The organism is Comamonas sp. B21-038, assembly GCF_022387135.1.
Taxonomy (GTDB): Bacteria; Pseudomonadota; Gammaproteobacteria; order Burkholderiales; family Burkholderiaceae_C; genus Comamonas; species Comamonas sediminis.
Genome location: NZ_CP092462.1, coordinates 4,233,794 through 4,259,771, shown reverse-complemented (window position 1 = coordinate 4,259,771; position 25,978 = coordinate 4,233,794). Strand labels below are relative to the sequence as shown.

Here is a 25,978-nt window from a genome sequence, read left to right as displayed (position 1 = left end):
CCGGCGCCCCGGGCTCGCCGCTGCAGGCAATAGCGCGTCTGTGCAAACCGGTGCTGTCCGCACGGGCCGCCGCAGCGCGCGGGGCCTGCGTTGCCGCTTCCTTCCCTCCGCATGCCCATGGCTGCATCGCTCGCTGGCGATAAAGCGCAGGCCCGTCTGCCCGTCGAGGCGTCCGGTGCTGCAGCGGCGTTGGACACGACACTTTTTTCTATATGAGCTCTGTGATGAAATTTTCAGCAATTGATTGGAACCAGGCCCCCGCCAACGCGCGCTGGTGGGCGATGGACGGTGATGGCCATGCCTACTGGTACTGCACGCCGCAGATCGCGTCGGCGACGACGTTCTGGTTTGCAGCGCGCCACCCGGCGCCCAGCTTTGGCTATGCCCGCGACTTCCGGCTGTCGCTGCAGGAGCGCCCGGCCGCTGCAGACGATGCACCGGCGCTGGCAGCGGCAGCGCGCATGCTGCGCCGCTGAGCGGGCGCCTCGCGCCCCCACCGCGGCCCCACCGCCCCGGCAGGCACAGCAACGACAACGGCGCCCTCGGGCGCCGTGCTTGTGCCAGTTGCGGGCCAGCTGCCAAGGCCGCCCGCACTGCGCGTTCAGATGATGCCGAGGAACCAGGTCGCTGCCAGCAGCGACAGCGACACCCCCCAGACCCAGAAGAACGAGTAGCGGATATGCTGGCCCATCGACAGCTTGGCCAGGCCCAGCCCCATCCACAGCGCCGGTGAGAACGGCGAGACAAACGTGCCCACAATGCTGCCGATGACCATTGCGTAGGCGGCAGAGGTTGGTGGCACGCCAGCCTGCGAGGTGATCTGCTCGACCACCGGGAACAGCGCAAAGTAATAGGCATCGGTGCTCAGCACCAGCTCCAGCGGAATGCCGATGGCGCCAATGACCAGATGCACATAGGGCAGCAGCACCTCGGGCAGCACATGGACCAGTGCCAGCGCAATGCTGTTGAGCATGCCTGACTCCTTGAGGATGCCCAGGAAGGTGCCCGCTGCCAGGATGATGCTGGCCATCATGATCGCGCCACCCGCATGGGCATTGATGCGCTCGATCTGCACCTTGGGCTGGGGGTAGTTGATCACCAGTGCCACGCACAGCGCAATCATGAAGGTATAGCCCGGCGGGAACACGCCCATCACCAGCACCGCCAGGGTCAGCAGAAACACCAGCGCGTTGACCCAGCGCAGCCGGGGGCGCAGCAGCAGCTTGCGCGCGTCGTCGGCCGTTCGGGCCGCTGCTTCCTGTATCGCCAGCTCGGTGGCCGCATGCGGCTGCAGCGCTGCAGCCAAATCGGCCAGCGGCGCAGGGGCCACCGCTGCCGCCGGGGCGGCTGCCGCTGCTGCGGGCTGTGTAGGTGCCGGCTGTGCGGGAGCCTGCGCATCCAGCGGTGTGGCCGCCGTTGTCTGCGCGTCCGCGTTCATCGCTGCATCGGCCGCGCCATCACCCGCTTGCACTGCCTGCGCTGCGCGGCGCGCCTGCAGGCGAATGCGGCGCTGCTCACGCAGACCCAGGAACACCGCCAATGCCAGCAGCATCGCCAGGCCCATGGCCTGCACCACGATCAGATCGCGCCACAGCACCACGGCATCCATCTCCAGCACCGTCGCCACACGGCCCAACGGGCCGCCCCAGGGCAGCATGTTGACGACACCGGCACTCGCGGCCAGCAGCAGGAACAGCAGGTAAGGGCTCATCTTGAGCCGCTGGTACAGCGGCAGCAGCGGCGGCACCACCAGCAAAAAGGTTGATGCGCCAGCCCCGTCGAGCTGGGCAATCGCCGAGATCAGCACCGTGCCGACGGCCACCGCAATCACATTGCCGCGCGTGATGCGCACCATCGCGCGGATCAGCGGGTCGAACAGGCCCACATCGTTCATCACGCCAAAAAACAGAATGGCGAAGATGAACATCGTCACCACCTGCACCACCGAGCCGATGCCATGGCGGTAGAAGGCGTTGATCTCGGTGGTGCTGAAGCCGGCGACCAGCGCGCCGACCAGCGGAACCAGCACCATGCTGATGACGGGCGAGACTTTCTCGGTCAGCAGCAAGGCGACGATGACAACAATAATGGCTAAACCAATCAACGTGAGCATAGGTACTTGTTTCTTATAGTGCGTGGGGGGAAGTGGCCGCTACCTGTCAACGGGTGCGGCCGGCGGGCGCGAAGGCCACACACGCAGGGGACGGGGGCACTGGGGCCTCCCGTCTTGTCTCCTCGGCAAACCAGTGCCCGGGTGGGCGGGTTGGCCGGGCCGTGTGGGCAGTTCCTACCGGCTGGGCGGCCGGGGTGTGGCGTTGATCTTGCAAAGGCCTTTGTCCTGGACATAGCGGGCCGACCGCCTGCGGGCGTGGCGCGCCCGCAGGCGCCTGCGCGTGTAGCCGGACCAGTCGGCCCAAAGCTTCCACAGCAGCGCCATGAAAGAGGGCAGCAGCACCTCCATCCATAGCCAGCTATTAACTGGTGGAATGTCATAGATTTTCAGCATCAGTACGACGACAGCAATGATCAGCAGGTACATGGCAGCGGTGCGGGAGGGCGTGCACTGCAGGCCGGCTTGCCGCGCTGGGGAGCATGGTGGCAAGGCGCAGCGGCGCTGCAGTGCGGGCAGGCGGCGTGGGCTCAGACCACGAGGGGCACGCCTGCCCATGGTGATGGGGGGAGCCGGAGCGCCGTGCGGGAAGGCATCTGCCCATCCCCGCGCGGCAAGCGGCACGAAGCATGCCTACGGTGCAGCGCGCTACAGCGTGCGCTGCCGCCAGGCATGACTGCGCAAATTATAGCTATGTACTAATAAAACAATTAAACCAATCATTAACGTCTATTCAATGCGTTGGTTCCACCCCAACCGGTGGCCGGCCTGGGTGGCCGCGTTCTGCCGCCGCCACCCCTTTTTCAGCTGTTTTGGCGCCGTGGCGGCATGGCCCGGTGACCGTGCGGGCACGCCTTTTGCCCTCGCCGCAGCGCGGTGCGGCTCCATGCAGCGCACTGCCGTTATCCCCGCCGCCATAGGCCGGGTAGCAGCGGTATGAGCGGGCTGCCATGGCGCAGCGATTCAGCCCTTTAACCGCTGAAAATGCCCTCCATTGCCCGACCAGACTGCAGGGTTTGGTTTTCAGAAATTAACAAACAGAAGTATGTGAATAAGCACATTCATTTAACGATTAATGAATCAGAAATGATTGCCGTTCCATCATAAATTAGCAGCGAGAGGAAAATCGTATCCCCTTGCTAATACAGGAAATTTTCGGAGCAGGCCGGGAAGTTACTTTTTGATTCATTCCGCTGAAATCGCCGTGGTTCGATGCGTACATAAACTATTCGTTACAAAATACGCATAAATGCTATACCCATTGATTTTCAGTCAATCTTCAACCCAGGTAGCGCCGTTCAAAAACCGCTTTCTGCGCCATAAGCGCTAGCACTCCAGCGAATACTGGCGGGCAGATTCGGATGTTTCAAGGGGGGTGGGAGCGCCCACCACGATGGGCCTCGCGACGCCTGGGTAAACCCTGGTTTGGCACACGTCTCCCGCACAAATGTCAATTTTTCTAAACCAGTGTAGAAAAGGTGGTTTTTACGCCGTTTGTTGTGACAGATGCTACTTTCATCGCAGCAGCCATTAGAATTCTTAAATATTAATATTTTCAATGAATGGAGTTGTGATGATAAAAAATCGCATCAATCTGCTGTGGCCGGGGGCGCATGCGCACCCGCTCCGCAGCGCCGCCAGGGAGGGGGCGCCGCTACGGGGCGCACTGGGTAAAACACTGCTGGCCTTGGCCGGCTTTTGCGCTTTGGCCGCCCCGGCCCATGCCGCCATCAGCATCACCAGCGTGGTCGTCAGCGCCGATGGCACGGGCCCCTTTGATGCCGACAACAACCCCGGCAATGACAGTGGCCCGCTGAACGGCGTTGTGCGTACGCAAGACACCGTTCTGTACACCATCAACTACAACGCGTCGAACACCGATAGCAGCACGATTACCGCGACCTTGCCGGCTGGCATGCGCTGGGATCCAACCGCTACTGCGGCTACCGTGTGTAATGGCACCGGCGGTGGTACGTTGAATGCGGACCGTACCGTGCTGACCTGTAACCGCAAGCCGGACAGTGCTGGTGTGGAATCGTTCCAGTTGCTGAGCTGGGTCGGTGCGGTAGGCAATGGCGCTGCGGTGACGATGACGGCCGCATCGGGTGGTTCGTCGGCGACTTCGGGGCCGGTGACGGTGTCGGCTACGCCGAAGACGGATACTCGCAACCGAGTTGAAGTCGCCAACATCGTACGGGTGGAGAGCGCTCCCGGCTCAGGCGTATGGATGCGTCGGATGCCGTTCGTTATCAGCTTCGGGGCAGTTCTACCAGCAAGCGGTAACTTTAAAGGCTATGAGGCTTTGCAAAGTCCAATTTCTCTGACTATAAAGGTCCAGCCAGGCGCGGTAGTCTCAACCTGTCCAAACGGTGCGACGTGTAGCCAGCCGGGCGGTCCGGGTACGGACGTAACATTGCAGTTGAACAATCGCATCACCCATTATTTGGATGCGGCGCCCGCAGGCGGCTTTGAGTCGGCATGGCGGCAAACCGTAGCTGTAGACGTACGAATTGACGTACCTGAAGACCCCAACTTCCCAGCTGGAGTGGTAAGTCCTCTAACGACGCAGTTGACGAATTTCGCGCCACTGGGTTTATCAGGCCAACCTAATGTGGTGCCAGCGCCGGGTTACGAGCCCGGCTTCGTTTGCCCAACCACCAATGTGAATAATGCACAAACCTGTTTCCGTACGCCCATTGATCGCGTTCAAACGGAGCAACTGACTATCAGTGGAGGTACTGCCTACGATGGCAGTAACTTTATCTACAACGATGGTCATGGTTTTACAGAAGGCCGTGAAAAGGTATTTCCTGGCCAAACCTTCTTTGCGTTGATGGGCGTAGCTAACCGGAGCGTATCCGAACAGGCCTCGACTGATGTGCAGTCTTGCGTGGCCTGGGATCCTGCGTTGCTGGAGTTGCGCGCAGCAGCAAGTCTGAAGTTCAGCAACGTCACGCTGTTTTATCAGCCTGCCAACTTGGCACAGCCGGATGTCGCACCTGCTGATATGGTTCTGGAATATTCGGCCCAGCCTTATGCAGATAACGCTGCGCGTCGTGCCGCTAACTGTGGCGTGGCCGGTGATGGCAATGCGCTGTGGACCAGCAATTACGCATCCTTGCCGCCCAATACGATCACCAGTGTGCGTTACGCCTACCGGCCAGATCTGCAGCCTGGCCAGACAGTGGGTTTGGTCTTGCCTCTGCTGCGCAGTACCAGCCCAGCATCTTTGGCGCTGGCTGATGACGCACCGCTGCCCTGGTTCCGTCAATACTTTACTGCAGCAAGTGGACGCGTGTACGCCACCTATCCTGGCAACGGCAGCGCTGGGGGCGGTAACACGGGCGGCGGCTATGTGCAAGCCGCATCGGCGCTGGTGCGCCATAGCATTGAAATGCCTCCCAGTGTCGCGCCGGGCGCTATCTTCCCTGTCTCGGTGGTCCCACGCACGATTGGTGCTGCTGCGGCAGGAATCAATGCTGTTTCGCGCAATGTGGAGTATGTGATTGACTTCCCGAACACCTATATCCAGCCGGTTGCCAGCTCGATTGCTGCAGGTCTGCCACCTGGTGCAACCCATACACTGACCCCGGCTGATTTGGGTTTGGATGGCCTGCCTGGTACAGCGGATGATGGTGCACCTGCCAAGCTGGTGGTGCGCCTGGGTGACTTGCCTGCCCCTGGCGGTGCCGTAGGCCCCGCCCCGCACCAAGGCCATGTAACCACCTATCCGCCCATTACCTTCCAAGCCCAGGCAGCCTTTATCTCGCCGGTCGGCGCCTATCCGTTGAGCAGCTTGATCTCGGCGACCAATGACCTGAGCTTTGCGGATTGGACTGGCGTAGGGAATATCACACCAGTGGCGTTGACGCAAGACCGCCGCGAAGTGGCCAGCACCACAGTCTCCGGCGTAGCCGGCTTCCAGATGAGCAAATCGCTGGTCGCAGGCGGTACGGTCGATAACACCGACCCGGCCAACCCGGTGACCCGCATTACTGCCGGCCAGCCCTTTACCTATGCGATCTCCTTTGGCAATGCGACGAGCCTGACCAAGGGCCAGCTGCGCATGGTCGATGTACTGCCGTTTGACGGTGACCTGCGTGGGACTACCGGCCTGGGCGCGCTGCAAATGCTGAGCGTGGACGCGGCCATGGCGGACGTGAGCCAAGGCACGATTGCTGTGGAGTACACAACGGACTCGGCAGCCAACGTGCAAGCAGCAGTGCGCACGGTGGGTAACGAAGACGCTGCCACCGGAGTGAACTGGCAGCCCTACACGGCGGGCGCAGCGTTCCCCGCGGGTGTAACGGCCTTGCGCTTTACCACCAGCTCGGTGCTGAACCCCGGCTATAGCGGTATTGCGAATCTGCAGATGCGCACGGTGTCGCCACTGTCGCCGACGACCCAGCTGTTCAACGATGTGTTTGGCCGCGAGCAGACCCCCGGCGGCCTGGTGCTGACGGCCAGCGGCTCGGTGCAGCTGAGCGGCCAGGCAGCGGCCAGCCTGACGGGTAGCGTGTTCCTCGATGCGAACATGAACAACACGCCGGATGCCGGTGAAGCCGGTATTGCCGGTGTGACTGCTACCCTGACCTGCGATGCAGGCCCCGCTTGCGTGGCCGGTGAGACCCATACCGCGGTGACCAACGCCTCGGGCGTCTACAGCTTTGCGCCTGGCGCTACGGTTGATGGCCAAGCCAACTTCCCCGGCCTGGCCAGCGGATCGTGGACCCTGAGCATTACCCCGGCTGCGACGTTGCGCAATGTGGGCTCGACGGCCGGCACGGTCAACGGCGCCGCATCGGGCACGCCCGTGGGTCGCAGCATCAGCGGCATTGTGGTGGCCACCGGCGCTACCGCTGTGGACTACCGCTTTGCCGAGCATGAAGTGGGTGCGCTGACGATCAACAAGGCGCTGGTCGTGCCACCTGGCACCGGTCCGTTTGACTTTGGCTTTACCGCCACCTGCGACCTGCCAACGGCGGGCTTCACCTACCCTGCCACCCTGGTGGGCTACCCCGGCGCCACCTCGGTCGCGATTGAAGGCCTGCCTGCTGGCGCCACCTGCACGGTGACCGAAGACACGCTGCCTGCGGCCCCGGCCTTGTACGAATGGGCAGCGCCGACGACCCCGGCTGCGGTGGTGATTCCTGCCAGCAGCAATGCGGCCGTGACGGTGACCAACGCGCTGAACCCGCTGCTGGGCGGCATCACGATCACCAAGGATCTGGCCTTGCCTGGTGATGCTCCTGGTCCGTTCACGTTCACCTATACCGCTACTTGCGACCTGCCCACGGCCGGCTCGGTGTTCCCTGCGAGCCTGACCTACCCGACCGCAACGTCGACCACGATTGCCGGTGTGCCTGCCGGTGCACAGTGCGTGGTGGCTGAAGGCCCCCTGCCTGCAGCCCCTGCGAACTACACCTGGGGCCCAGCGGCTGCCAATGTGCCAGTGACGGTGCCTTTGAACGCAACGGCCCCGGTGACGATGGCCAGCACCCTGGTGCGTGTGCTTGCCGGTATTGAAGTGACCAAGACGCTGGCCCTGCCAGACGGTGTGACCGGCCCCTTCAGCTTTGGCTTTACCGCTACCTGCAACCTGCCTACGCCCGGCTCGGTCTTCAGCGCGACGTTGGCCAACTACCCGGCCAACACGCGGGTGACGATCCCCGGTATCCCATCGGGTGCCAGCTGCGCGGTGGCGGAAAACGCTCCGCTGCCTGCGGCGCCGAATGGCTACCAGTGGGGCGCCCCTAGCGTGCCTGCGCCGGTGACGGTGCCTGCCAGCGGTGTGGCGTCGGTCGGTGTGACGAATACGCTGGTTCAGCAGTTCGGCACGATCACCATCAACAAGACGTTGACCCTGCCCCAAGGCGTGACCGGTCCGTTCAACTTCAGCTACACGGCCACCTGCGATCTGCCGACCGCTGGCACCGTGTTCCCTGCCAGCTTGAGCTACCCGGGCGCGACCTCGACCACGATCGCCAACGTGCCTGCCGGTGCGCAGTGCGTGGTGGCCGAAGGCCCAGCGCCCACGGCCCCCACCAACTTCACCTGGGGCCCTGCGCCTGCCAATGCGACGGTGACCGTGGTGGCCAACAGCGATGTGGCGACGACGATGGCCAGCACCCTGGTGCGCGGACAAGCCGGCATTGAAGTGACCAAGACCCTGGCGCTGCCCAGCGGTGTGACGGGCCCCTTCAACTTTGGCTTTACCGCCACCTGTGACCTGCCCGCTGCCGGTACCACCTACACCGCGACCTTGGCCAACTACCCGGCCAACACCAAGGTGACCATTGCCAACGTGCCCGCCGGCGCCAACTGCTCGGTGGTCGAAGACCAGCCGCTGCCGGCCGCCCCGGCCAACTACAGCTGGGCTGCCCCTTCGGTGCCCGCCCCTGTGGTGGTGCCTGCCACCGGTGCCGTGGCGGTGAGCGTGACCAATGCGCTGACCGGCAAGCAAGGCAACATCCAGGTGAATGCCACCACGACCTTGCCTGACGGGGTGGCCGGTCCGTTCAGCTTTGTGCTGACTGCCACCTGCGACCTGCCCACCGCTGGCACGACCCACAGCGTGACCCTGACCGCGCCGCCTGCGGCGTCGGCCATGATCACCGGTGTGCAAGCCGGTGCCCAGTGCACGATCACCGAGACGCTGCCTGACGCACCTGCCGGCTACCGCTGGGCGGACCCTGCGTTCGACCAGACCACGGTGACGGTGGAGGCGGATTCGGATATGCCGGTGGCGCTGACGAACGAGCTGACCAAGGTGCAAGCGGCTAATCCCGTGCCTGTGCCTGTGGACAGCCGTGTGGCATTGATGTTGCTGGCGATGCTGATGATGGCAGCTGCTGGCGTGCATATGCGCAAGCGTTAAATCCGCTGGGCAGCAGCGCGGGCCACTCCGCGTTGCTGTCTGGTTGATGTGAGTGAGGACCGGGGCTTTGGCCCCGGTTTTTTGTTTTTAAGGCTGTGCCTTTGCATATGCCTGCGGCGTTGCTGAGTTTTGTTGGATGGCCGTTGTGCTTATTGTTTGGTTTTGTTTACTACTGCGTAGGGCAGCTGGCCGGGATGTGCGCCCGGCGGCGCAGTCACTTTCATTTGGCGCCAAATGAAAGTAACCAAAGCAAAGGCGCCCCTGCTGCTTGCGACCCTTCGCGTTGCGAAGGGCAACCTGTGCCGTGGCGTTTGCGGGGTGTGCCGCGAAACTCTCTACGCGCCGTAGGCGCTCCGTTCGGACAGACGCGGCAAGCTAGTTGACGAAGCGCTGGCACTCTGCGGTGCCAGCGCCACCCCGCAAACGCCACGCCCCAGGCGCATGCAAAAGGGGGGATTCGGGATAGCTTCTTTGGGTGTTTTGGGGCTAGGGCTTTGAGAGTCTGGTTGGCTGGCCGTTGTGCTTGTTTATTGGTTTTGTTTACTACTGCGTAGGGCAGCTGGCCGGGATGTGCGCCCGGCGGCGCAGTCACTTTCATTTGGCGCCAAATGAAAGTAACCAAAGCTAAGGCGCCCCTGCTGCTTGCGACCCTTCGCAACGCGAAGGGTCGCAAGCAGCAGGGCGACCTTCTTTTGGATACTTTTCTTCGGCCGGCGATCCGGGGTCGCCAAGAAAAGTATCTCGCCCGCCGGGCGAAATCCGGCCAACAAAACCAAGCCGCGCCGCAGGCACATGCAAAAGCATAAACATAAACATGAACATGAACATGAACATGAACATGAACATGAACATGAACATGAACATGAACATGAACATGAACATGAACAGCCAGCTGTAGCTGCCATACATGGCAATGCGTATCCCCATCCACCGGAGCGAAACCAGGCCAGCATAACTAGGCACCGCCGCAAGCCTAAGCAAAAGCAGGCAGCTGCCTTAAAAATCCGCACCGCAGGTCAGCTTCATTTTCCGACCATCCCACTCAGACAGTATTGAAAAGTTAACAGCTTGATAGCCCCTGAATAACAGGGTTCTTTAAATCTATCGACATCCCCCATCAAACGCGCTGATGGAGCACCGTCTAAGTTGTATCTTCGTCAAGCCCAAGAGGTTTGGATACAAATAAGCCATAGCGCATACGTTTAAGCGCGCTGCATGTTGCATGAAGTAGCAGCGCGCCATGTTGTTTATTTCCGCGAAATGCGGTCACCCAATCTTGTGTGTGGCGTATACCCATCATCGCTGGGCAAAGCCAATAAACACGCGGGTTTGTCAGCAGGGGTGTTGTCTGCAGAGCGTCCGGATCGACCTCGAATTGGACGTGAGGCAGCAACATTCGTATGGGATAAACCACAGCGTCGTCAGATTTCTGAAACATCAGCTTTTTGTTGATGCAGATGCAGGAAAAACAGAAAAAAAGCTGGTTTGGACATGGTCACCATTAGACTTCCTAAGTATTGATGTTATCAATCAATGGAGTTGAAGTGATTAGAAATATCTTATTTTCTCGGAATGCCAGTGGCGCCCCTTACTTGGGGCAAGCTCGCCCACTCGGCGCGCGCAGCAGCCCCGTTGGCAGGGCAAAGCGCAAGCCGGTCATGTTGGCACTGGCCAGCCTGTGTGCAATGGCGGCGTTGGCGGCACCGGCCCATGCGGCCATCACCATCACCAGTGCGGTCGTTGCGGCAGATGGCAGTGGCCCGTTTGATGCAGACAATGCACCGGGCCATGACAGCGGCACCAACAACGGCGTGGTGCGTACGCAAGACACCGTTCTGTACACCATCAACTACAACGCGTCGAACACCAGCAGCGGCACCATCACCGCGACCTTGCCCGCCGGCATGCGCTGGGATCCCACTGCCACAGCGGCCAGCGTTTGTAATGGCCCGGCCGGCGGTAGCTTGAACGATGCCAGAACCGTGTTGACCTGCGATCGCCAGCCCAGCACGCCTGGGGTGGAGTCGTTCCAGGTGCTGAGCTGGGTGGGCAATGTGGCACATGGCGCTACGGTGGCGATGACCGCTGCAGCGGGCACGTCGTCTGTCACTTCGGCACCGGTGACGGTGTCTGCCACGCCCAAGACCGACACCCGCGTGCGGGTGGAAGTGCCCAACATGACACGGGTGCAAAACCCTGCGGGTTCGGGCGTGTGGATGCGGAGCATGCCGGTGGCTATCAGCCTGGGTGCTGTAAAGCCTGCTTCAGGCAATTACAAGGGATTCGAGGCCTTGCAAAGCCCGGTGTCTGCCACCATCCAGGTGCAGCCCGGTGCAGTGGTGCTGGACTGCCCGAGCGGAGTCACTTGCAGCCAGTCGGCGCCAGGTGCTGATATCACGGTGCTGTTCAACAATCCGACGACCCATTTCCTGGACCCGGCGACCTCGCCTGGCTTTGGCGACACCTGGATGGAAACTGCACAGTTTGTGGTGCAGATCGGGGTGCCCGAGGACCCGAATTTTCCAGCTGGCCAGACCAGCCGGATCACGGCGCAGCTGACGAATTTCGCGCCGCAGGGTTTGTCGGGTCAGGCCAATGCAGCGCCCGCACCCGGGCACCAGCCTGGGTTCAGCTGTGCACCGGATGTGAACCTGAATGTCACGCAAAGCTGCTTTAACACCGTCATCGACCGCTCCCAGCCGCTGTTGCTGGAGGCCAATGGGGGCGCGGTGCATGACGGCAGCGGCTACATATACGGCGATGCCCACGGATACACCATCGGTGCCGAAAAAGTGCTGCCTGGCCAGAACTTTATGGCCACGGTCGGTCTGGTGAACCAGAGCAGTTCTGAGCTGGCAGCCACCGAGGCGCAATCTTGTGTTGCCTGGGACCCCGCCTTGCTCGAGTTACGCGCAGCATCCAGCCTCAAACTGTCCAACTCGCCGTACTTTATCTTCCCCCCCATGGTGGATTTGCCGAATGTAGCCCCAGCGGACCTGGTGCTGGAGTATTCGGCTCAGCCTTATGCCAATAACGATGCGCGCAAGGCCGCTAACTGTGGCGAGGCAGGTGATGGAAACCCGCTGTGGACCAGCAACTATGCATCGCTGCCGGCCAATACGATCACTAGCGTACGCTACGCCTACCGCCCAGAGCTGCAGCCGGGCGAAACGGTTGGTTTGGTGATGCCTTTCCAGCGCAGCACCGGTGCTGCCTCTTTGGCCCTGCCCGATGATGCACCGTTGGCCTGGTTTACCCAGTACTACAGCGAGGCCACCGGGCGCGTCTACTCTCGGTATGCTGGCGATGGATCGACTTCCGGTGGAGACGGGGGCGGGTTTGTGCAGGCCGCCTCGGCGCTTGCCCGCCACAGCATCAGCATGCCCAACAGCGTGGCTCCGGGCGAGATATTTCCAGTCAGCGTGACACCGCGCACGATTGGCGCTGTTGGTGCAGGGGTGGATGGCGTGTCTCGTAACGTCGAGATCACCATTGATTTCCCCAACACCTATATACAGCCTATTGCCAGTTCTATTGCTGCGGCATTGCCACCGGGCGCTACCCATACGCTGACCGAAGCGAACTTGGGCCAAGATGGCCTGCCAGGCACGGGTGATGCGGGTGAGGCACCTGCCAAGCTGGTGCTGCGCCTGGGTGATCTGGCAGCCCCAGGCGGTGCCCAGGGCCCAGGCCTGCACCAAGGCCATGTCACGGAGTATCCGCCCATCACTTTCCAAGCGCAGGCGGCCTATATCTCCCCAGTGGGCTCATACCCGCTGGTGGGACGTGTGGCCGCTACCAACGATCTGAGCGTGGCCGATTACACCGATGTGGACAACATTTCGCCAGAGACTATGCAGCAAGACCGCACCGAGCGCGTCAGCACCACGGTGTCGGGGGTGGGCGGCTTCCAGATGAGCAAGTCGCTGGTCAGCGGTGGCACGGTGGATAACACCGACCCGGCCAATCCTGTCACGCGCATCACCGCGGGTGAGCCCTTTACCTATGCGATCGCGTTTGGCAATGCCACCAGCTTGACCAAGGGCAGGTTGCGCATGGTCGATGTGCTGCCCTTTGACGGCGACAGCCGTGGCACCGCGGCGCTGGGCCCGTTGCAGATGCTGAGCGCCGAGGCAGCAATGGCCAGTGCCAGCCAAGGCGCGATCGACATCGAGTACACGCTGACAGGCGCCGCTGCGGTGCAAGCTGCCGTGCAAACGCCAGGCAATGAAGATGCATCGACCGGTGTGGACTGGACTGCGTATACGCCAGGTGCGGCTTTCCCTGTCGGCGTGACTGCGCTGCGCTTGACCACCACCCTGGGTTTGCAACCGGGCTTCAGCGGTATTGCGAATCTGGAGATGCGCAGCACCACGGCACTGACGCCGGCAACCCAGCTGTTCAACGACGTGTTCGGCCGCGAGCTGAGCCCGGGCGGTCTGGTGCTGACGGCCAGCGGAAGGGTGGAGCTGAGCGGACAGGCCGCAGCGAGCCTGACGGGCCAAGTGTTCAACGACCTGAACATGAATGCCAGCCGCGATGCGGGTGAACCTGGTGTGGCGGGTGTGACTGCGACGGTGACCTGTGAAGCAGGCCCTGCCTGTACCGCTGGTGCCTCGCACACGGCGGTGACCGATGCGGATGGTGTCTACCGCTTTGCGCCGGGCGCGACGGTGGACGGACAGCCGAACTTCCCGGGTCTGGCCAGCGGCTCCTGGACCTTGAGCATCGCGCCTGAGGCGAGCTGGACCCATCGCAGCTCGACAGCCGGTACCGTCAATGGTGTTGCGTCGGGTGATGCGGTAGGCCGCTCGATCACCGGCATCGTTGTGCCCACCGGTGCAACCGCAGTGGACTATGTGTTCAGCGAATCCCAAATGGGTAGCCTGACCATCAACAAGGCACTGGCCTTGCCCGATGGCGTGACCGGTCCTTTTGACTTTGCGTTCACCGCAACCTGCGATCTGCCAACGGCCGGTTTCACCTACGCCGCTACGCTGGCAGGCTACCCGGCCAACACGGCGGTGACGATGGACAACCTGCCCGCTGGCGCCAACTGCCTGGTGACGGAAGACCAGCCCCTGCCTGCAGCACCGGACACCTACCAGTGGGCGGCCCCTACGGCACCGGATGCTGTGGTGATCGCCGGCGGCAGCAATGTGGCGGTGACGGTGACCAATGTGCTCGCGCCCTTTGGGCAGCTGGGCAACATTGTGCTGAACGCCACCACGAACTTGCCCGAGGGCATCACTGGCCCGTTCAGCTTTGTGCTGACTGCCACCTGTGACCTGCCAGAAGCTGGCACCAAGCACAGCGTGACGCTGGACTACCCCAGCAGCTCGTCGGCCATGATCAGTGGCGTGCAGGCCGGTGCGCAATGTGCGCTGTCGGCAGGTCTGCCCGATGCGCCATCGGGGTACCGCTGGGCAGATCCTGCCTTTGACCAGGCCATGGTGACGGTGGAGGCGGATGCCGATATGCCTGTGGCGGTGACGAATAGCCTTGCGCGCATGGAAGTGGGTAGCGCTGAGCGGGTGCCTGTGGATAGCCGGGTTGCTTTGCTGTTGTTGGCGATGGCGATGGCAGCTGCTGCTAGTTTGCATATGCGCAAGCGTTAAATCCGCTGGGCAGGAGCGCGGGCTACTCCAAGCTGCTGTCTGGTCGATGTGAGTGAGGACCGGGGCTTTGGCTCCGGTTTTTTGTTTTTAAGGCTGTGCCTTTGCATATGCCTGCGGCGTTGCTGAGTCTGGTTGGCTGGCCGTTGTGCTTGTTTATTGGTTTTGTTTACTACAACGTAGGGCGGCTGGCCGGGATGTGCGCCCGGCGGCGCAGTCACTTTCATTTGGCGCCAAATGAAAGTAACCAAAGCAAAGGCGCCCCTGCTGCTTGCGGCCCTTCGCGTTGCGAAGGGCAACCTGTGCCGTGGCGTTTGCGGGGTGTGCCGCGAAACTCTCTACGCGCCGTAGGCGCTCCGTTCGGACAGACGCGGCAAGCTAGTGGACGATGCACTGGCACTCTGCGGTGCCAGCGCCACCCCGTAAACGCCACGCCCCAGGCGCATGCAAAAGGGGGATTCGGGATAGCTTCTTTGGGTGGTGGAGGACTTGGTTCTTTGCAGTTAAGTGTGGCTTCTGGTTTGCTTTCCGCTGCGCATATTTATAGGCGCTGTTTACTACTGGCGTAGGGCGGCTGGCCGGGATGTGCGCCCGGCGGCGCAGTTACTTTCATTTGGCGCCAAATGAAAGTAACCAAAGAAAAGGCGCCCCTGCTGCCTGCGACCCTTCGCGTTGCGAAGGGCAACCTGTGCCGTGGCGTTTGCGGGGTGTGCCGCGAAACTCTCTACGCGCCGTAGGCGCTCCGTTCGGACAGACGCGGCAAGCTAGTTGACGAAGCGCTGGCACTCTGCGGTGCCAGCGCCACCCCACAAACACCACGCCCCAGGCGCATGCAAAAGGGGAATGCGAACACCCCAACAGCCAATACCAATAGGCCATCGCTGCGCTCGGCCCCCCAAACAGGCCGAGCGCAGCGATGGCCTGCGTCTGCGAATCTCCCCTTCTGAATGCGCCGAGGAGCACAGGGTATGGGCTGGGCAGTTGCACCGAAGAGTGCAACTGCTTCGTGAACTGACTCACCGCGTCTGTTTGAACGGAGCGCCTCTGGCGCGTAGTGAGTTTCGCGGTGCAGCCCATACCCGAGCACCACAGGTTGCCCGCAGCGAAGCGAAGGGACGCAGTCAGCAGGGCGACCTTCTTTTGGGTACTTTTCTTGGTCGCCAAGAAAAGTACCTCGCCCGCCGGGCGAAATCCGGCCAGCAAAACCAAGCCGCGCCGCAGGCACATGCAAAAGCATGAACATGAACATGAACATGAACATGAACATGAACATGAACATGAACATGAAGAGCCCCGCGCCAAAGCAACGAGGCATGAGGGCACAGTACCCCGTTAGCTGATCAAACCAGCTTGCGGCGCGCCACGCCCAGCAGCAGCAAACCCAAACCCGCCAACACCAGCGGATGGCCCACAGGCACCGCCTTGGGCACAACCACCACCGGCGCATCCACCTGCAACGTCACATTCGCGGTATCGCACTGCGTCGCCTGCACTGTGCTGCAGATCTGGTAGCCCAAGGTGTACGCGCCAGCCGCCGCTGTAGGGCCGACTAGCACATTGCCATCCGGCGACACGGTGATACCGGCAGGCCAGGTGCCCACTGCCGTCAGCGTGACGCTGCCCGGGGTGGCCGCTACGCCGTCCACCGTGTCATTGGTCAGCACGTTGACCGCCGTGACGGTGCCCGTCGCGGGGCGGGTCAGCGCAGGGGCTGCGTCGTCGGTGGCATCGACACCGATCAGCTGCACACCGCCAATGCCCTTGAACGCAAAGATGAAGGTGTTGGGCGTGCCATCGGTATTGGGGGTGCCCGGGGGGTTTTCACTGGGCTTGCCCAGCGAATAGGCCTCGGCGCCAAAGGTGGCCAGCGCGGCCAGCGCATCGGCCTGGTTGCCGGCGACACCGTAGCCGATGGTGAACTCGACCTTGGCACCGGGCGCAATGGTGCCGAAGTTGAAGCGGAAGTGCGCGCCATGGTCGGTCGGGCCGCTGTCGTCGACGTCCTGGTTCACAAACAGAATGCCGGGGTCGTCTTCCAGCGGATCGGCGGTGTGGAAGCCGTTGTCGCTGGAGAACACCAGCGCCGTGCTGCTGCCGCGCTGGATGGTGGTGTATTCGTTGAACTGGGTGGGGAACACATCCCAGTCCATCGCGCGGCCATAGAGCGCCTCGACCGGTGCGGACGAGATGTTCTCGATCGTTACCTTGACTTCGTAGATGTTGTTGGTCGTCGACGGTGCAAAGGCATGGGTGACGCGGAAGGTGCCAAAGGCGTTGGCGACCGCCGTGGCCGTGGTGGCGGTCGAGGTGAAGGATTCCGAGGTAATGCCATTGATACCGACACTGGCCCCGGTGAAACCGGAGGTGCTGGTGACTGCATCGGCAATGCCCCAGGCCTCGCAGTAGCAGCCGGGTGTTAGACCATCAGCGCCATTGGCCAGGTAGGTAATGCCGGTCAAGGGAGAGATATCCTCCGGCATCAACGAGCCATCGGCCCGCACCCCAATCCGCAATGTTCCGTTCTCGATATTGGCCTGCGCCAACACCATGGCCGGCACACTGACCAGCACGCCCGCCAACCATTTTCCCCATGTCATACGCTCACCTTTTTAAGTATTTAAATTTATGATGAGCATTTCTATCATAGTTATATTGGATATCAAAATTACTATGAATGTTTGGTTTTGTTAGTAAGAGTGGATTGAAAACATGCACTTAGGCCCGATGGCACGCTGATTTTGCGGAAGCGTGCGCTCATTCACATTTGTCAAAGATTGTCAAAATCATGAACTCCGTCAATGCGCTGACTTATATCAAAACGGCGTTTTAGACGGTTGGCATACCTAGGGTTTACGCGTATTTGAGCCTCGACGATGGATGGCGGGGAGTTTGTATTGATTAGTGAACAGATCAATAAGCAAAACTCTCGGTATTCAGATTGCTCTGCTGCGAGGCCGGTATTGCAGGCCATATGCCTGTAAGGCGATTGAAGGATCCGGTCCTGCAAAAAACACAGCCCTAGTCATTGAGTATGTAATATTTGCTTACTTATTCGGCGGTATTTACTTCCAACCCAAACAGGGCTGGCTCGGACGGCGCTGCGCGTTTGGGGTGCCTTTTGCGGCGGAGCCAGCCATTGCTGGGCACAGGGCCCTCGCCGCGAAGGCTTGCGGCGATGGAGGTCAGGGTGGGGTGGGAGAGAGGGCCCTCAGGCTTGCTGGCGGGTAGCAGCCAGCACAATCTCGCGGATGCAGACGCCATCGGGCTGCGCATAAGCGTAGTGGATGGCGTTGGCCACATCCTGAGCCGACAGCACCTTGCTGCCCATGGAGGTCTTCCATTCCTCGTAGCCGGCCTTGATGCTGTCATCGGTGGTGTGGCCGAGCAGCTCGGTCTCGACCGCGCCGGGGGCGATGGTGGTCACGCGCACATTGTGGGCGGCGAGCTCTTCGCGCAGGTTCTCCGTCAGGCCATGCACGGCGAACTTGGTACCGACATAGGCGACATGGTTGGGAAAGGTCTTGCGGCCGGCCACCGAGCTCACATTGATGATGCTGCCGCGCTGGCGCTGCACCATGCCGGCGGCGACGGCATGCACGCCGTTCAAGACGCCTTTGACATTCACATCCAGCATGCGGTCCCACTGGTCCGGGTCCTGGCGCGTGATCTCGCCCAGCAGCATGACGCCGGCATTGTTGACGATGGCATCGGCCGGGCCAAAGCGGGCTTCGCCTTGCTGCACGGCGGCGGCCAGTGCGGCGCGGTCGGTCACGTCGACGGAGAGGGCCAGGGTGTCGGGGAGGTTCAGGGCCTGCATGTTTTCCAGCCGGCGGGCCAGCAGCAGCAGCGGGTGGCCCAGCGATGAAAACAGCTGGGCGGTGGCCAGCCCAATGCCCGAGCTGGCACCGGTGATGACGATCAGGGGTTTGCGGTTTTGCATAATCCGGGAGCCTTCTTAGAAATAGATATTTCTGATGAATGAGTAGAGAATCTAGTGTAGAGCGAGCGTATGGCATTTGAAAAATGGTTTATTCTTCTTTCACTCATACGTTTTGCTTATGGCTTGCCATGGATTACCGCCAGTTCCGCGCCTTTGTGGCCGTCTTTGAAGAGCGCAATATCACCGCTGCCGCGCAGCGCCTGCACTTGAGCCAGCCGGCGCTGTCGGGCAGCATCCGCCTGCTGGAAGAGGCGCTGGGCACTGCCTTGTTTGTGCGCAAGGCGCGCGGTGTGGATGTGACGGACGACGCCCGCGCGCTCTACCCCCAGCTGCGCCGCATGGTGGCCGAGGCCGATGACCTGGCCCAGCGCTTTCGCAAACGTGACGAGCGCGAGCGCCTGACCATTGGCGTGGAAGAGGATGTAGCCCGCAGCACCGTGCAGTATTTGGCCGCCACTGCCCGCGCCTGTGTGCCCGGCGTGCAACTGCATTTGCTGGCGCAATGCGAGGGCGATGCGCGCCTGGCCAGCGAAGAGCTGCGCTGCGAGGACGAACTGTTCCTGCCCCTGCTGAGCGAGCGCTATGTGCTGGCCCTGCCCGCCCAGGCCCTGCTGCCAGACAACGCAACGGCTGCCCCGCAGGACCCCGCCACCGACTGGATCGTCTGCCCCACCCACGCCAGCCACCAGCGCCTGATGCCGATCTACGGCAGCCGCGCCGACTCGCCCGCTGCGCTGGCCAGCAACTTCTCGCTGGCGCTGGACTTGGTGGCGGCCAGTGTGGGCAAGGCCATCGTGCCCGAATCCCTGGCGCAAGCAATGCCGGGCGTGCAGACCCAACCGCTGGAGGTGGAGCTCAAACGCCGCATTGGGCTTTGCTACAACGTGCAGGCTTTAGGTAATGGGGCGCTGGCGCGTTTGCGGGATGGGGTGGTGGGCGAGGGTTTGAAGGCCTAGCCCTCAACGAGTTGCTGCCCGGTGGGCAATAGACGCGCTGCTGGGGCGTGGGAGCGCTGATCTTCTTCAGGGCTTTATGACGCCATGGCGCCACATTGTTTGCACTGGTGCTGTTTGGCCGGTGGATAGGGCGCACTCCACAGCCAGAGCATCAGAAAGGCAGCCAATATAGAGCTGAGTGGGGTTTTGCGCAAAAACGCCTGCCCACCACACTGTTTGCATAGCAAGGCAGGGGTGGGAAAGTCCAGTTCCAAAGCCTGTAGTAGCAGCCCCTCATCACGCTCAGCCAGTAGGGCCTGTGCCTGCTGCATCAGCGCTGCAGGCACTACCACCCGAACACCTCCCAAGGCCAGCGACATGGGCCATTGAATCTCAATATGGTGCTCGCTGCACAAATGCGCTGGTATGCCTTCAGACTCCAACAGCCCACGGCATACGTGTACCTGCCAGGCCGTGTCGTGAATCTCCAAGGTAATGAAGCGAGTCTCGTGTTCCATGTTTTTCCCCTGAGCTGCCGCATATTCTGCGTAAAGAGTCCACGTTTCAGCCTCTTGCTTCAAGGGCATGGGCTGCAATGTTGCTGACATATGCGGAGCAACAGCTATTGCTAATGCATAAATGCCACAGTGGCTTGGTTTACAAAGCTAAGGCATGCGCGGCAGAACGCCCGGCTACGGTTTGTGATGACGGTGGACAAGCCACGCTGTCCTGAAGATTTTGCGATGTTGCTGCAGTGGATGGGGCGCCTGGTCTTACGGATCGTCCCGATCTTATGAGGCAGTCGAAGCCCAAGATATACTTTCATTCATTGCAAATATCCTTCTCTTGACTGTATCCGTAGTGAGGGTTTTATCCAGTCGGTAAATAAATATCTAAAGATATTCTGGCGCCTATGCGGCCTGCAAAGGGTTGGCATGCAAACATGCTGAATCTGCTATCGCTTGCATCTAGAGCGATAGCTCGAAAGCAGCAATATTGGCTGTAGCTATAGAAAAATGTTTCCGGGACAAATGGTGTGATAAATTCTCTAGATATATTTATAGAGTTAAACTGGATTAAAATATATCCTATTGTAGGAGTTTTAATACTTGTTTTTACTAAAAACATCGTCGGCACGCGGGTGGTTAAGTTATTGATGATTTTGGTTTTTACTGTATTCTGCTTGTATTATGGTGGTATATATTGGGGTGTGATTCAGGTGGCGGTATTCTTTGCAGTCAGTGTTTTCTTGAATGGCATACATGGAAACGCCAAATACAAATAGAATAGTCTCTTGGTGCACTTATCTCTGTGGCAGTGGTGTGTGCTGGATGTAATGGTTTCATTGCTACATTTCATGTTAAGCACAAATCGAGAGAGTAGTAACCCATGCGTGCAATAGTGATTGTATTAATTGGTTTGGTTAATTTAATTCTAATTGGATTAACTTTTTCAAAAAATACTGAAGCCGTCTTTGTTCTCAATCAGTTTTTCTATTGTTGGTACTTGATATCGTCGCTGTCGTTTGTGTCTTTGCTTTTTTTGAAACTGCAGAGCTTTTCAGCGATCGCAATTTTTCTGCTTAACTGCTTTTTGTTGAGTCGATTGGCAAGAGTTCTGGATGGGAATCATGCCACTGTTGGTCTTATGATTTTATTTGTTGCACTTATGACTGCGTGGATTGCTATGCGCTTCAAGAAATAAATCTGTTGGCTTGAGTATTTTTGATGTGAGAAATTGGGATTTCTAGATTTTTATATCTTTCTGCTGGATGGTAGTGATGAAAAGAATTGCAACGATATTTTTCCCTCTGTTTATATTGCTGGTTGGCGTGATTTTATGCTTTTTAGTTAAGTTTATTTTTTCCCTACCCTCCCTGAATATATTAAAGTCCTTCGGCATTGGGTTGTTGTTGGGTGTCATTGAGGTGCAATTCCTAAGAAAAATTGAAGAAGATAAACTAAAGTATATTCTTCTGGATGGTGCCATCTTCCCTTTCTTTTCTATGGGGATTGCTGCAGGTTTCCTCCTGTAGATATTTTTGGGTGAGTGCTATCAAGGTAGAAGCGTAGTAGAACGTATGCAGGAGTTGTTATGAGGGGTCGATGCGAAAATTGCGGAGAGTTCCTATTCTGGAAAGCGATTTTTAGCGCTATGGAGAAATGCTGCAGCTGTGGTGCGCATTTGAAAAAATCAAAGCTCGATACTTGTCTTTACTTGCTTCCTATATCTGTATTTCCTGTTAAGACTTGGATAGCGGATCCTTTGCTTTCTGATATTTTTGTCAAAAATGTCGTCTTGACCATATATCTGTTTGTTTCCTTTGTGCTTGTTTTGTTGTTCAGATGGTGGTTCGGGTATCAGGTGAAAAATTAAGATTTGGCATGAATCAGGTTCAAGGCTAAAGGGTACTGATGAAAAATTCCTGCTTATAAACCCAATATTGATTTTGCTCGTAGTGCAGGGGCTTGAGTATAAATACTATGGCGCAGTACTATTCTCATTTTTGGCTTCTGTAGCTTGTGTGGCTAATCTGACATCCATTGCGAAAGCTGCAAATGAAAATAGAGGCAAGATCGTTGCTGCATTGGTTTTGATGTCGCTGGCCTTGTTCTACTTTCGGCTGTAATGGTTTTCTTTGTGAGGGTTGTTGCTATGAAAGTGCGAATCAAAAAGTGGTTGTTTTTCGTTGTCTGGGTGTTGCTTTGTATCCCTGGCGTGATGCATCTGATGCAGTATTTTTCAATGTGACGCTGCGGGCTTCAGAGAAATAACGACATGCTCTTAATTTTTAATGAATCGCCCCGCCATGGTAAGTAACTATCCATTGATAAAAATAAATTTAAACCAAAGGTGTGTTGGGCACATTGCTTTGCCTGGGATCGTGGTGCACCATTCCGACTTTAGGGGCATGGCAGGATTTTTTAGAAAGATATCAGCCGCGCAACAGGAATACCGCTTTGTGAGATTCCCAGCAGATTCTGGTAGCGATGTACGGTATGTGTGTATTCAATCTTGGTGCAGTGATACTGTGGGCCAAAATTTTTCCGGTATTCAGATGAAGGCGTTTTATGCTATCTCGCCTTTTGCAGGATTCTCATCTGATCTTGTATTTGGCCCGCGCTCAGAAGACCCCTTTTTGTACTTGCCTGTTTTAGGTATTTTCGAAGAAGGCTGGCCTATCGCTATGGCCAAGAACGGAGGTCATGGAACGATCATGCCGACTCGTAAGCGCATGGCATATATGGCAGCGCCGCGTCATATTTTTTATATGATGGCGCTGATCCTAGAGGGCTTTGCCAAGCGGGATGATGCGCAGACATTGCGCTTTGAGCAATCTGCAGCAGGGGGCGGTGTTGGAATGCCCAGCTATGAGCTGGAATTCCAGAAAGCAATATAGCGCTGCTTTTATATCCAGTCATGCAGGCGGTCTTTTGCCAAGAGTTCGATGCCTAGCCATATAGATATGGCAATTTTTAGATGCCCTTTTAAGGTAAGGGCTGAGGACAGCTCAGCGGATAGCTATTGGGGCTGCTGTCCGTGCAGTTTGGGTCACCCTCTGAGCATGCGTATGTGGGGCAGAGAGTCGTGATGCGCTCTGCCCTAGCCGTATCAGGACAGCACATCCCGCAGCGACGCATCCTTGGCGAACTGGGCCTTAGCGAAGGGGCACAGTGGCAGCACCTTGGTGTGCGTCTCACGGGCCCAGGCGACCAGCGCATTGAGCAGCTGGCGGCCCGCGCCTTCACCGCGCAGTGAATCGTCCACTTCCGTGTGGTCGATGATGATCATCGTGGCATTGGTGCGGCTGTAGGTCATCTCGGCCACGCGTGACGCATCGCGGTTGATAAAGAATGCGCCTTTGTAATCGGCTTCTTCGTGTTGGACGGTGTATGGCATGCGGGCCTTTGGCTGAACAAAACCCCAAGAATAAGGGAAGGCTGCAGCCTTGCGATCGGCAGGGCTGTGTTCCTTGTCGTATCAGCTCTCCGTCGCAAACAGCTCGACGGCATCGTCGGACCATTCATGGCCGCTCCAGCCGGAATCTGCATCGGGCGGCGGGAAGGCGGTGCGGCAATAGCCATGCTTGGCCGCAAAATCAAACACCGCATGCGGGTAGCCATTGATCAGCAGGACGACCTTGCTGCCATCGGTGGACCAGCCCATCGTTACCTCGGACGGCAGGTGCTTGTCTGAGACATCGGCCACGTTGTAGATGTGCAGCGCGTTCTGGATGGGTTGCTCGGCATTCGCAAAATCCAGCGCGTAGAAGTAGGCAGTGTCGCCATCGTCTTCGAATACTGCGGCATAGCTGCCTTCAGGGGCGTTGCCTTGGATGGGCTCGGCGGCGCCGATCTGGATGGTGTCCTGGGCAGTAACGACGATGGGCATGAACAGTCCTTGTCATGAATGAGAGGGAAGCCGTGGCGGCCAGCAAGGGCCCAGCATAAACCGGCTTTGTGGCAGCGCTGGGTAGGCCCAGGTAGTTATCGCGTGCCCCGGATATGGGCGATCACTTCACGCAAGGTGGTGGCATCGGGCACCCACCAGTCGGCCAACGCGCCTAGAGCCACGGCGCAGACCAGGGCGCCGAGCAGCGGCTTCCAGGTCAGTCGCACGGCAGAGGCCAGCCAGCCTGCGCGCTCCACCTGCACCAGTGCGCGGGCGGTCATCATCGAAAAAGCCAGTTCCACCGCCACGGACAGCAGCACATCCACGCCAAAGTACAGCCACAGCAGCGCGCCAAAGCCAAAGAAGGCGAGCAGCAAACCGGCAAATACCGCCAGGATTGGCACGATGATGATGGCGGCTTCATCACCGCCGACATCCACCACATCCACGGCGTCAGTCCAGGAGCTGGAGGCCTCTGAAGCGTTGGATGCTGCCGACGATACTTCTATATCGACCCAATCACCCGATGCGCCCCCGCCCCCAAAATCACCACCCCCTCCGGCCTCCCAATCTGGTCTGCCCTCGCCAAACTGCAGGCCCGGTGTAGGGTCCACGCCATCGGCCCAGGAGTCACCGCGCTTGCGCGCATAGGCATTGCGCACCAGGTAGGCTGCCCACAGCCGCAGCGCCAGCAAATAGACCCCATACCCGACCCCCAAGCTGATGGCATAGCGCAGCGCCATCGAGTAGACGCCGGAATGGAGCAGCGCTGCCGTGACGGCCCACATGACCAGCATGACCAGCAGCCCCATGCACAGGCCATGCAGGCGCAGCCAGTGCTTTTCCTGCAAGGTCGCCGTAATGCGTTGGGGCATGCGCAGCGACGCCCAGCTGGACTTGCGCTTGCGCAGCGCGGCGCGGTTTTGGGGTGCTTGGGCCAAGGCTTTGGGGCGGGGAGTGGGGTCGGGAGCAGTGTAGCAGTGCGGGTTTTGTGGCTGGCTCCTGTAGTCATGGCATGCAAAATCAGGTGCGGTGGATGCATCAGGCGCCTATTACCCCCCAGAGCTTCTGTGAACCGCCAAGCGCATGCGCAGGGGGCGGGCGCATACACCCATTGCGGCGGAAGGCAATTCTCGGACTACCTCCGCCGCTCCAGCATCTCTGCCATCACGATATGGCGCATGGCCAGGGCAACATGCAGGTGTGGTGGGTTGCCCTGGATGTGCGGTGCATCGTCGCGCAACAACTCTGCGGCGGCCTTGTCGATATGGCTATGCGTCTCGTCCAGAATGCGGCCCGCCATGCCTGCAGCCAAGCCCAGCGCGATCCCGGCTTCGGCCACGCTGGGCCGCCATTGCTGTACACCACGAGCGCGCGGTTGAAGGGATGCTCAGCCATTGCGGGGCTTGGGCTGTGGCGCCGGCTCGGTGGTTGCTGGCGCCGCCGTCTTTGCCAAATCCTCCATGACCAAGTGGAACCCTGTAGGCTGAATCTGGGTGGGAGGCTTGTCCAGCGCTGCCGTAATGCGCTCAACCGCATCCGGGTCGCCGCTGGAGAGCTTGAGCAGCTGCTGCATGGCCTTCGGGTCAGAGATGTAGGCATACAAGCGGGTACCGAGCTCCTCCAGATGGCGCAGAACCGTTCCCAAGAAAACGGTGTCTTTGCCATATTCCAGATTGGACGTCGTTTGTTTGCTGACGCCGACGATGCCCGAGAGGTCATCCAGCCGAATGCCCGAGGCTTTGCGCACGGCTCGGATGGCATGGGCGAGGTCTGACGAGGACTTGATTTCGTGCTTCACAGTTCCTAGTTTGCTAGGCATTTTGAAAAAGCACCCACCGTGGATTCAACAATGCCTGGCAGACTAGGATTTTGGGATGCAGTCACGCGGTACTTGCTTGAAATCCTAGTGCAATAGGATTTATGGCGGCATAGTCAGCCTCGTTGGTGGAAAACGAGCGTGTTAACTGCAGGCAGAGTACGACTGCATGCCTGAAGCGGAAGTGCACTAGCACACGTAAAAACAGCCGCTTTCGCGGCTGTTTTTAGGGAGGCATCGGGCTGGTGCTGAGCAACAGTCAAAAGACAGGGTGCTAAAACGGCGCCTCA

Annotated in this window: 18 protein-coding genes; 6 read left to right on the top strand and 12 right to left on the bottom strand. The window is 59.4% G+C overall.

All coding sequences use genetic code 11. The features are described 5' to 3' along the window. Positions 1–224: 224 nt before the first annotated feature. Positions 225–476: a hypothetical protein gene (locus tag MJ205_RS19395; protein WP_239809947.1), complete on the top strand. Its 252-nt coding sequence runs from the start codon at positions 225–227 to the stop codon at positions 474–476. Positions 477–601: 125 nt separating this feature from the next. Here the strand turns inward: MJ205_RS19395 and MJ205_RS19390 are convergent, their stop codons facing one another. From MJ205_RS19390 to MJ205_RS19380, 3 genes are all read right to left on the bottom strand, one after another. Beyond that, positions 602–2,113 (bottom strand): CitMHS family transporter, encoded by a 1,512-nt coding sequence (locus MJ205_RS19390; RefSeq protein ID WP_239809946.1) that lies wholly within the window; start codon positions 2,111–2,113, stop codon positions 602–604. 174 nt (positions 2,114–2,287) lie between these two features. Next, a complete protein-coding gene (locus tag MJ205_RS19385; protein ID WP_239809945.1) occupies positions 2,288–2,539 on the bottom strand; it encodes a TIGR04438 family Trp-rich protein in 252 nt (83 codons plus the stop codon). Between the two features lie 1,431 nt (positions 2,540–3,970). Further along, positions 3,971–4,279, bottom strand: a complete 309-nt coding sequence (locus MJ205_RS19380) for a hypothetical protein (RefSeq protein WP_239809944.1) — start codon at positions 4,277–4,279, stop codon at positions 3,971–3,973. 1,126 nt (positions 4,280–5,405) lie between these two features. Here MJ205_RS19380 and MJ205_RS19375 point away from each other — a divergent pair. Further along, on the top strand, positions 5,406–8,987 hold the full coding sequence (locus tag MJ205_RS19375; RefSeq protein ID WP_239809943.1) for a DUF5979 domain-containing protein: 3,582 nt from the start codon (positions 5,406–5,408) through the stop codon (positions 8,985–8,987). A 624-nt stretch (positions 8,988–9,611) separates the two neighbouring features. Here the strand turns inward: MJ205_RS19375 and MJ205_RS19370 are convergent. After that, on the bottom strand, positions 9,612–9,896 hold the full coding sequence (locus MJ205_RS19370) for a hypothetical protein (protein WP_239809942.1): 285 nt from the start codon (positions 9,894–9,896) through the stop codon (positions 9,612–9,614). Between the two features lie 749 nt (positions 9,897–10,645). Here MJ205_RS19370 and MJ205_RS19365 point away from each other — a divergent pair. Beyond that, positions 10,646–14,605 (top strand): DUF5979 domain-containing protein, encoded by a 3,960-nt coding sequence (locus MJ205_RS19365; protein WP_239809941.1) that lies wholly within the window; start codon positions 10,646–10,648, stop codon positions 14,603–14,605. 1,337 nt (positions 14,606–15,942) lie between these two features. Here the strand turns inward: MJ205_RS19365 and MJ205_RS19360 are convergent. Further along, the gene (locus tag MJ205_RS19360; protein WP_239809940.1) at positions 15,943–17,199 is read right to left on the bottom strand and encodes a hypothetical protein; all 1,257 of its coding nucleotides are present in this window, start codon (positions 17,197–17,199) and stop codon (positions 15,943–15,945) included. 611 nt (positions 17,200–17,810) lie between these two features. Beyond that, the gene (locus MJ205_RS19355; RefSeq protein WP_239809939.1) at positions 17,811–18,542 is read right to left on the bottom strand and encodes an SDR family oxidoreductase; all 732 of its coding nucleotides are present in this window, start codon (positions 18,540–18,542) and stop codon (positions 17,811–17,813) included. Between the two features lie 128 nt (positions 18,543–18,670). Between MJ205_RS19355 and MJ205_RS19350 the strand changes: the two genes are divergently transcribed. Next, positions 18,671–19,498 carry a LysR family transcriptional regulator gene (locus MJ205_RS19350; RefSeq protein WP_239809938.1) on the top strand — a complete coding sequence of 276 codons (828 nt, stop codon included), beginning with the start codon at positions 18,671–18,673 and terminating at the stop codon, positions 19,496–19,498. Positions 19,499–19,572: 74 nt separating this feature from the next. Here MJ205_RS19350 and MJ205_RS19345 read toward each other — a convergent pair whose 3' ends face one another. Continuing rightward, a complete protein-coding gene (locus MJ205_RS19345; protein ID WP_239809937.1) occupies positions 19,573–20,064 on the bottom strand; it encodes a putative signal transducing protein in 492 nt (163 codons plus the stop codon). Positions 20,065–21,257: 1,193 nt separating this feature from the next. Here MJ205_RS19345 and MJ205_RS19340 point away from each other — a divergent pair. Together MJ205_RS19340 and MJ205_RS19335 are read left to right on the top strand one after the other, a co-directional pair. After that, positions 21,258–21,512, top strand: coding sequence for a hypothetical protein (locus MJ205_RS19340; protein WP_239809936.1), 255 nt, complete (start codon positions 21,258–21,260; stop codon positions 21,510–21,512). A gap of 759 nt (positions 21,513–22,271) precedes the next feature. Next, positions 22,272–22,877 carry a hypothetical protein gene (locus MJ205_RS19335; protein WP_239809935.1) on the top strand — a complete coding sequence of 202 codons (606 nt, stop codon included), beginning with the start codon at positions 22,272–22,274 and terminating at the stop codon, positions 22,875–22,877. A gap of 212 nt (positions 22,878–23,089) precedes the next feature. Here the strand turns inward: MJ205_RS19335 and MJ205_RS19330 are convergent, their stop codons facing one another. The 5 genes from MJ205_RS19330 to MJ205_RS19310 form a co-directional block, all read right to left on the bottom strand. Next, positions 23,090–23,377 (bottom strand): GNAT family N-acetyltransferase, encoded by a 288-nt coding sequence (locus MJ205_RS19330; RefSeq protein ID WP_239809934.1) that lies wholly within the window; start codon positions 23,375–23,377, stop codon positions 23,090–23,092. An 81-nt stretch (positions 23,378–23,458) separates the two neighbouring features. After that, positions 23,459–23,869: a DUF2251 domain-containing protein gene (locus MJ205_RS19325; protein WP_239809933.1), complete on the bottom strand. Its 411-nt coding sequence runs from the start codon at positions 23,867–23,869 to the stop codon at positions 23,459–23,461. A gap of 95 nt (positions 23,870–23,964) precedes the next feature. Then, positions 23,965–24,810, bottom strand: coding sequence for a hypothetical protein (locus MJ205_RS19320; protein WP_239809932.1), 846 nt, complete (start codon positions 24,808–24,810; stop codon positions 23,965–23,967). Positions 24,811–25,007: 197 nt separating this feature from the next. Next, the gene (locus MJ205_RS19315) at positions 25,008–25,211 is read right to left on the bottom strand and encodes a hypothetical protein (RefSeq protein ID WP_239809931.1); all 204 of its coding nucleotides are present in this window, start codon (positions 25,209–25,211) and stop codon (positions 25,008–25,010) included. Positions 25,212–25,259: 48 nt separating this feature from the next. Continuing rightward, positions 25,260–25,670 (bottom strand): hypothetical protein, encoded by a 411-nt coding sequence (locus tag MJ205_RS19310; protein ID WP_239809930.1) that lies wholly within the window; start codon positions 25,668–25,670, stop codon positions 25,260–25,262. Between the last annotated feature and the right edge of the window lie 308 nt (positions 25,671–25,978).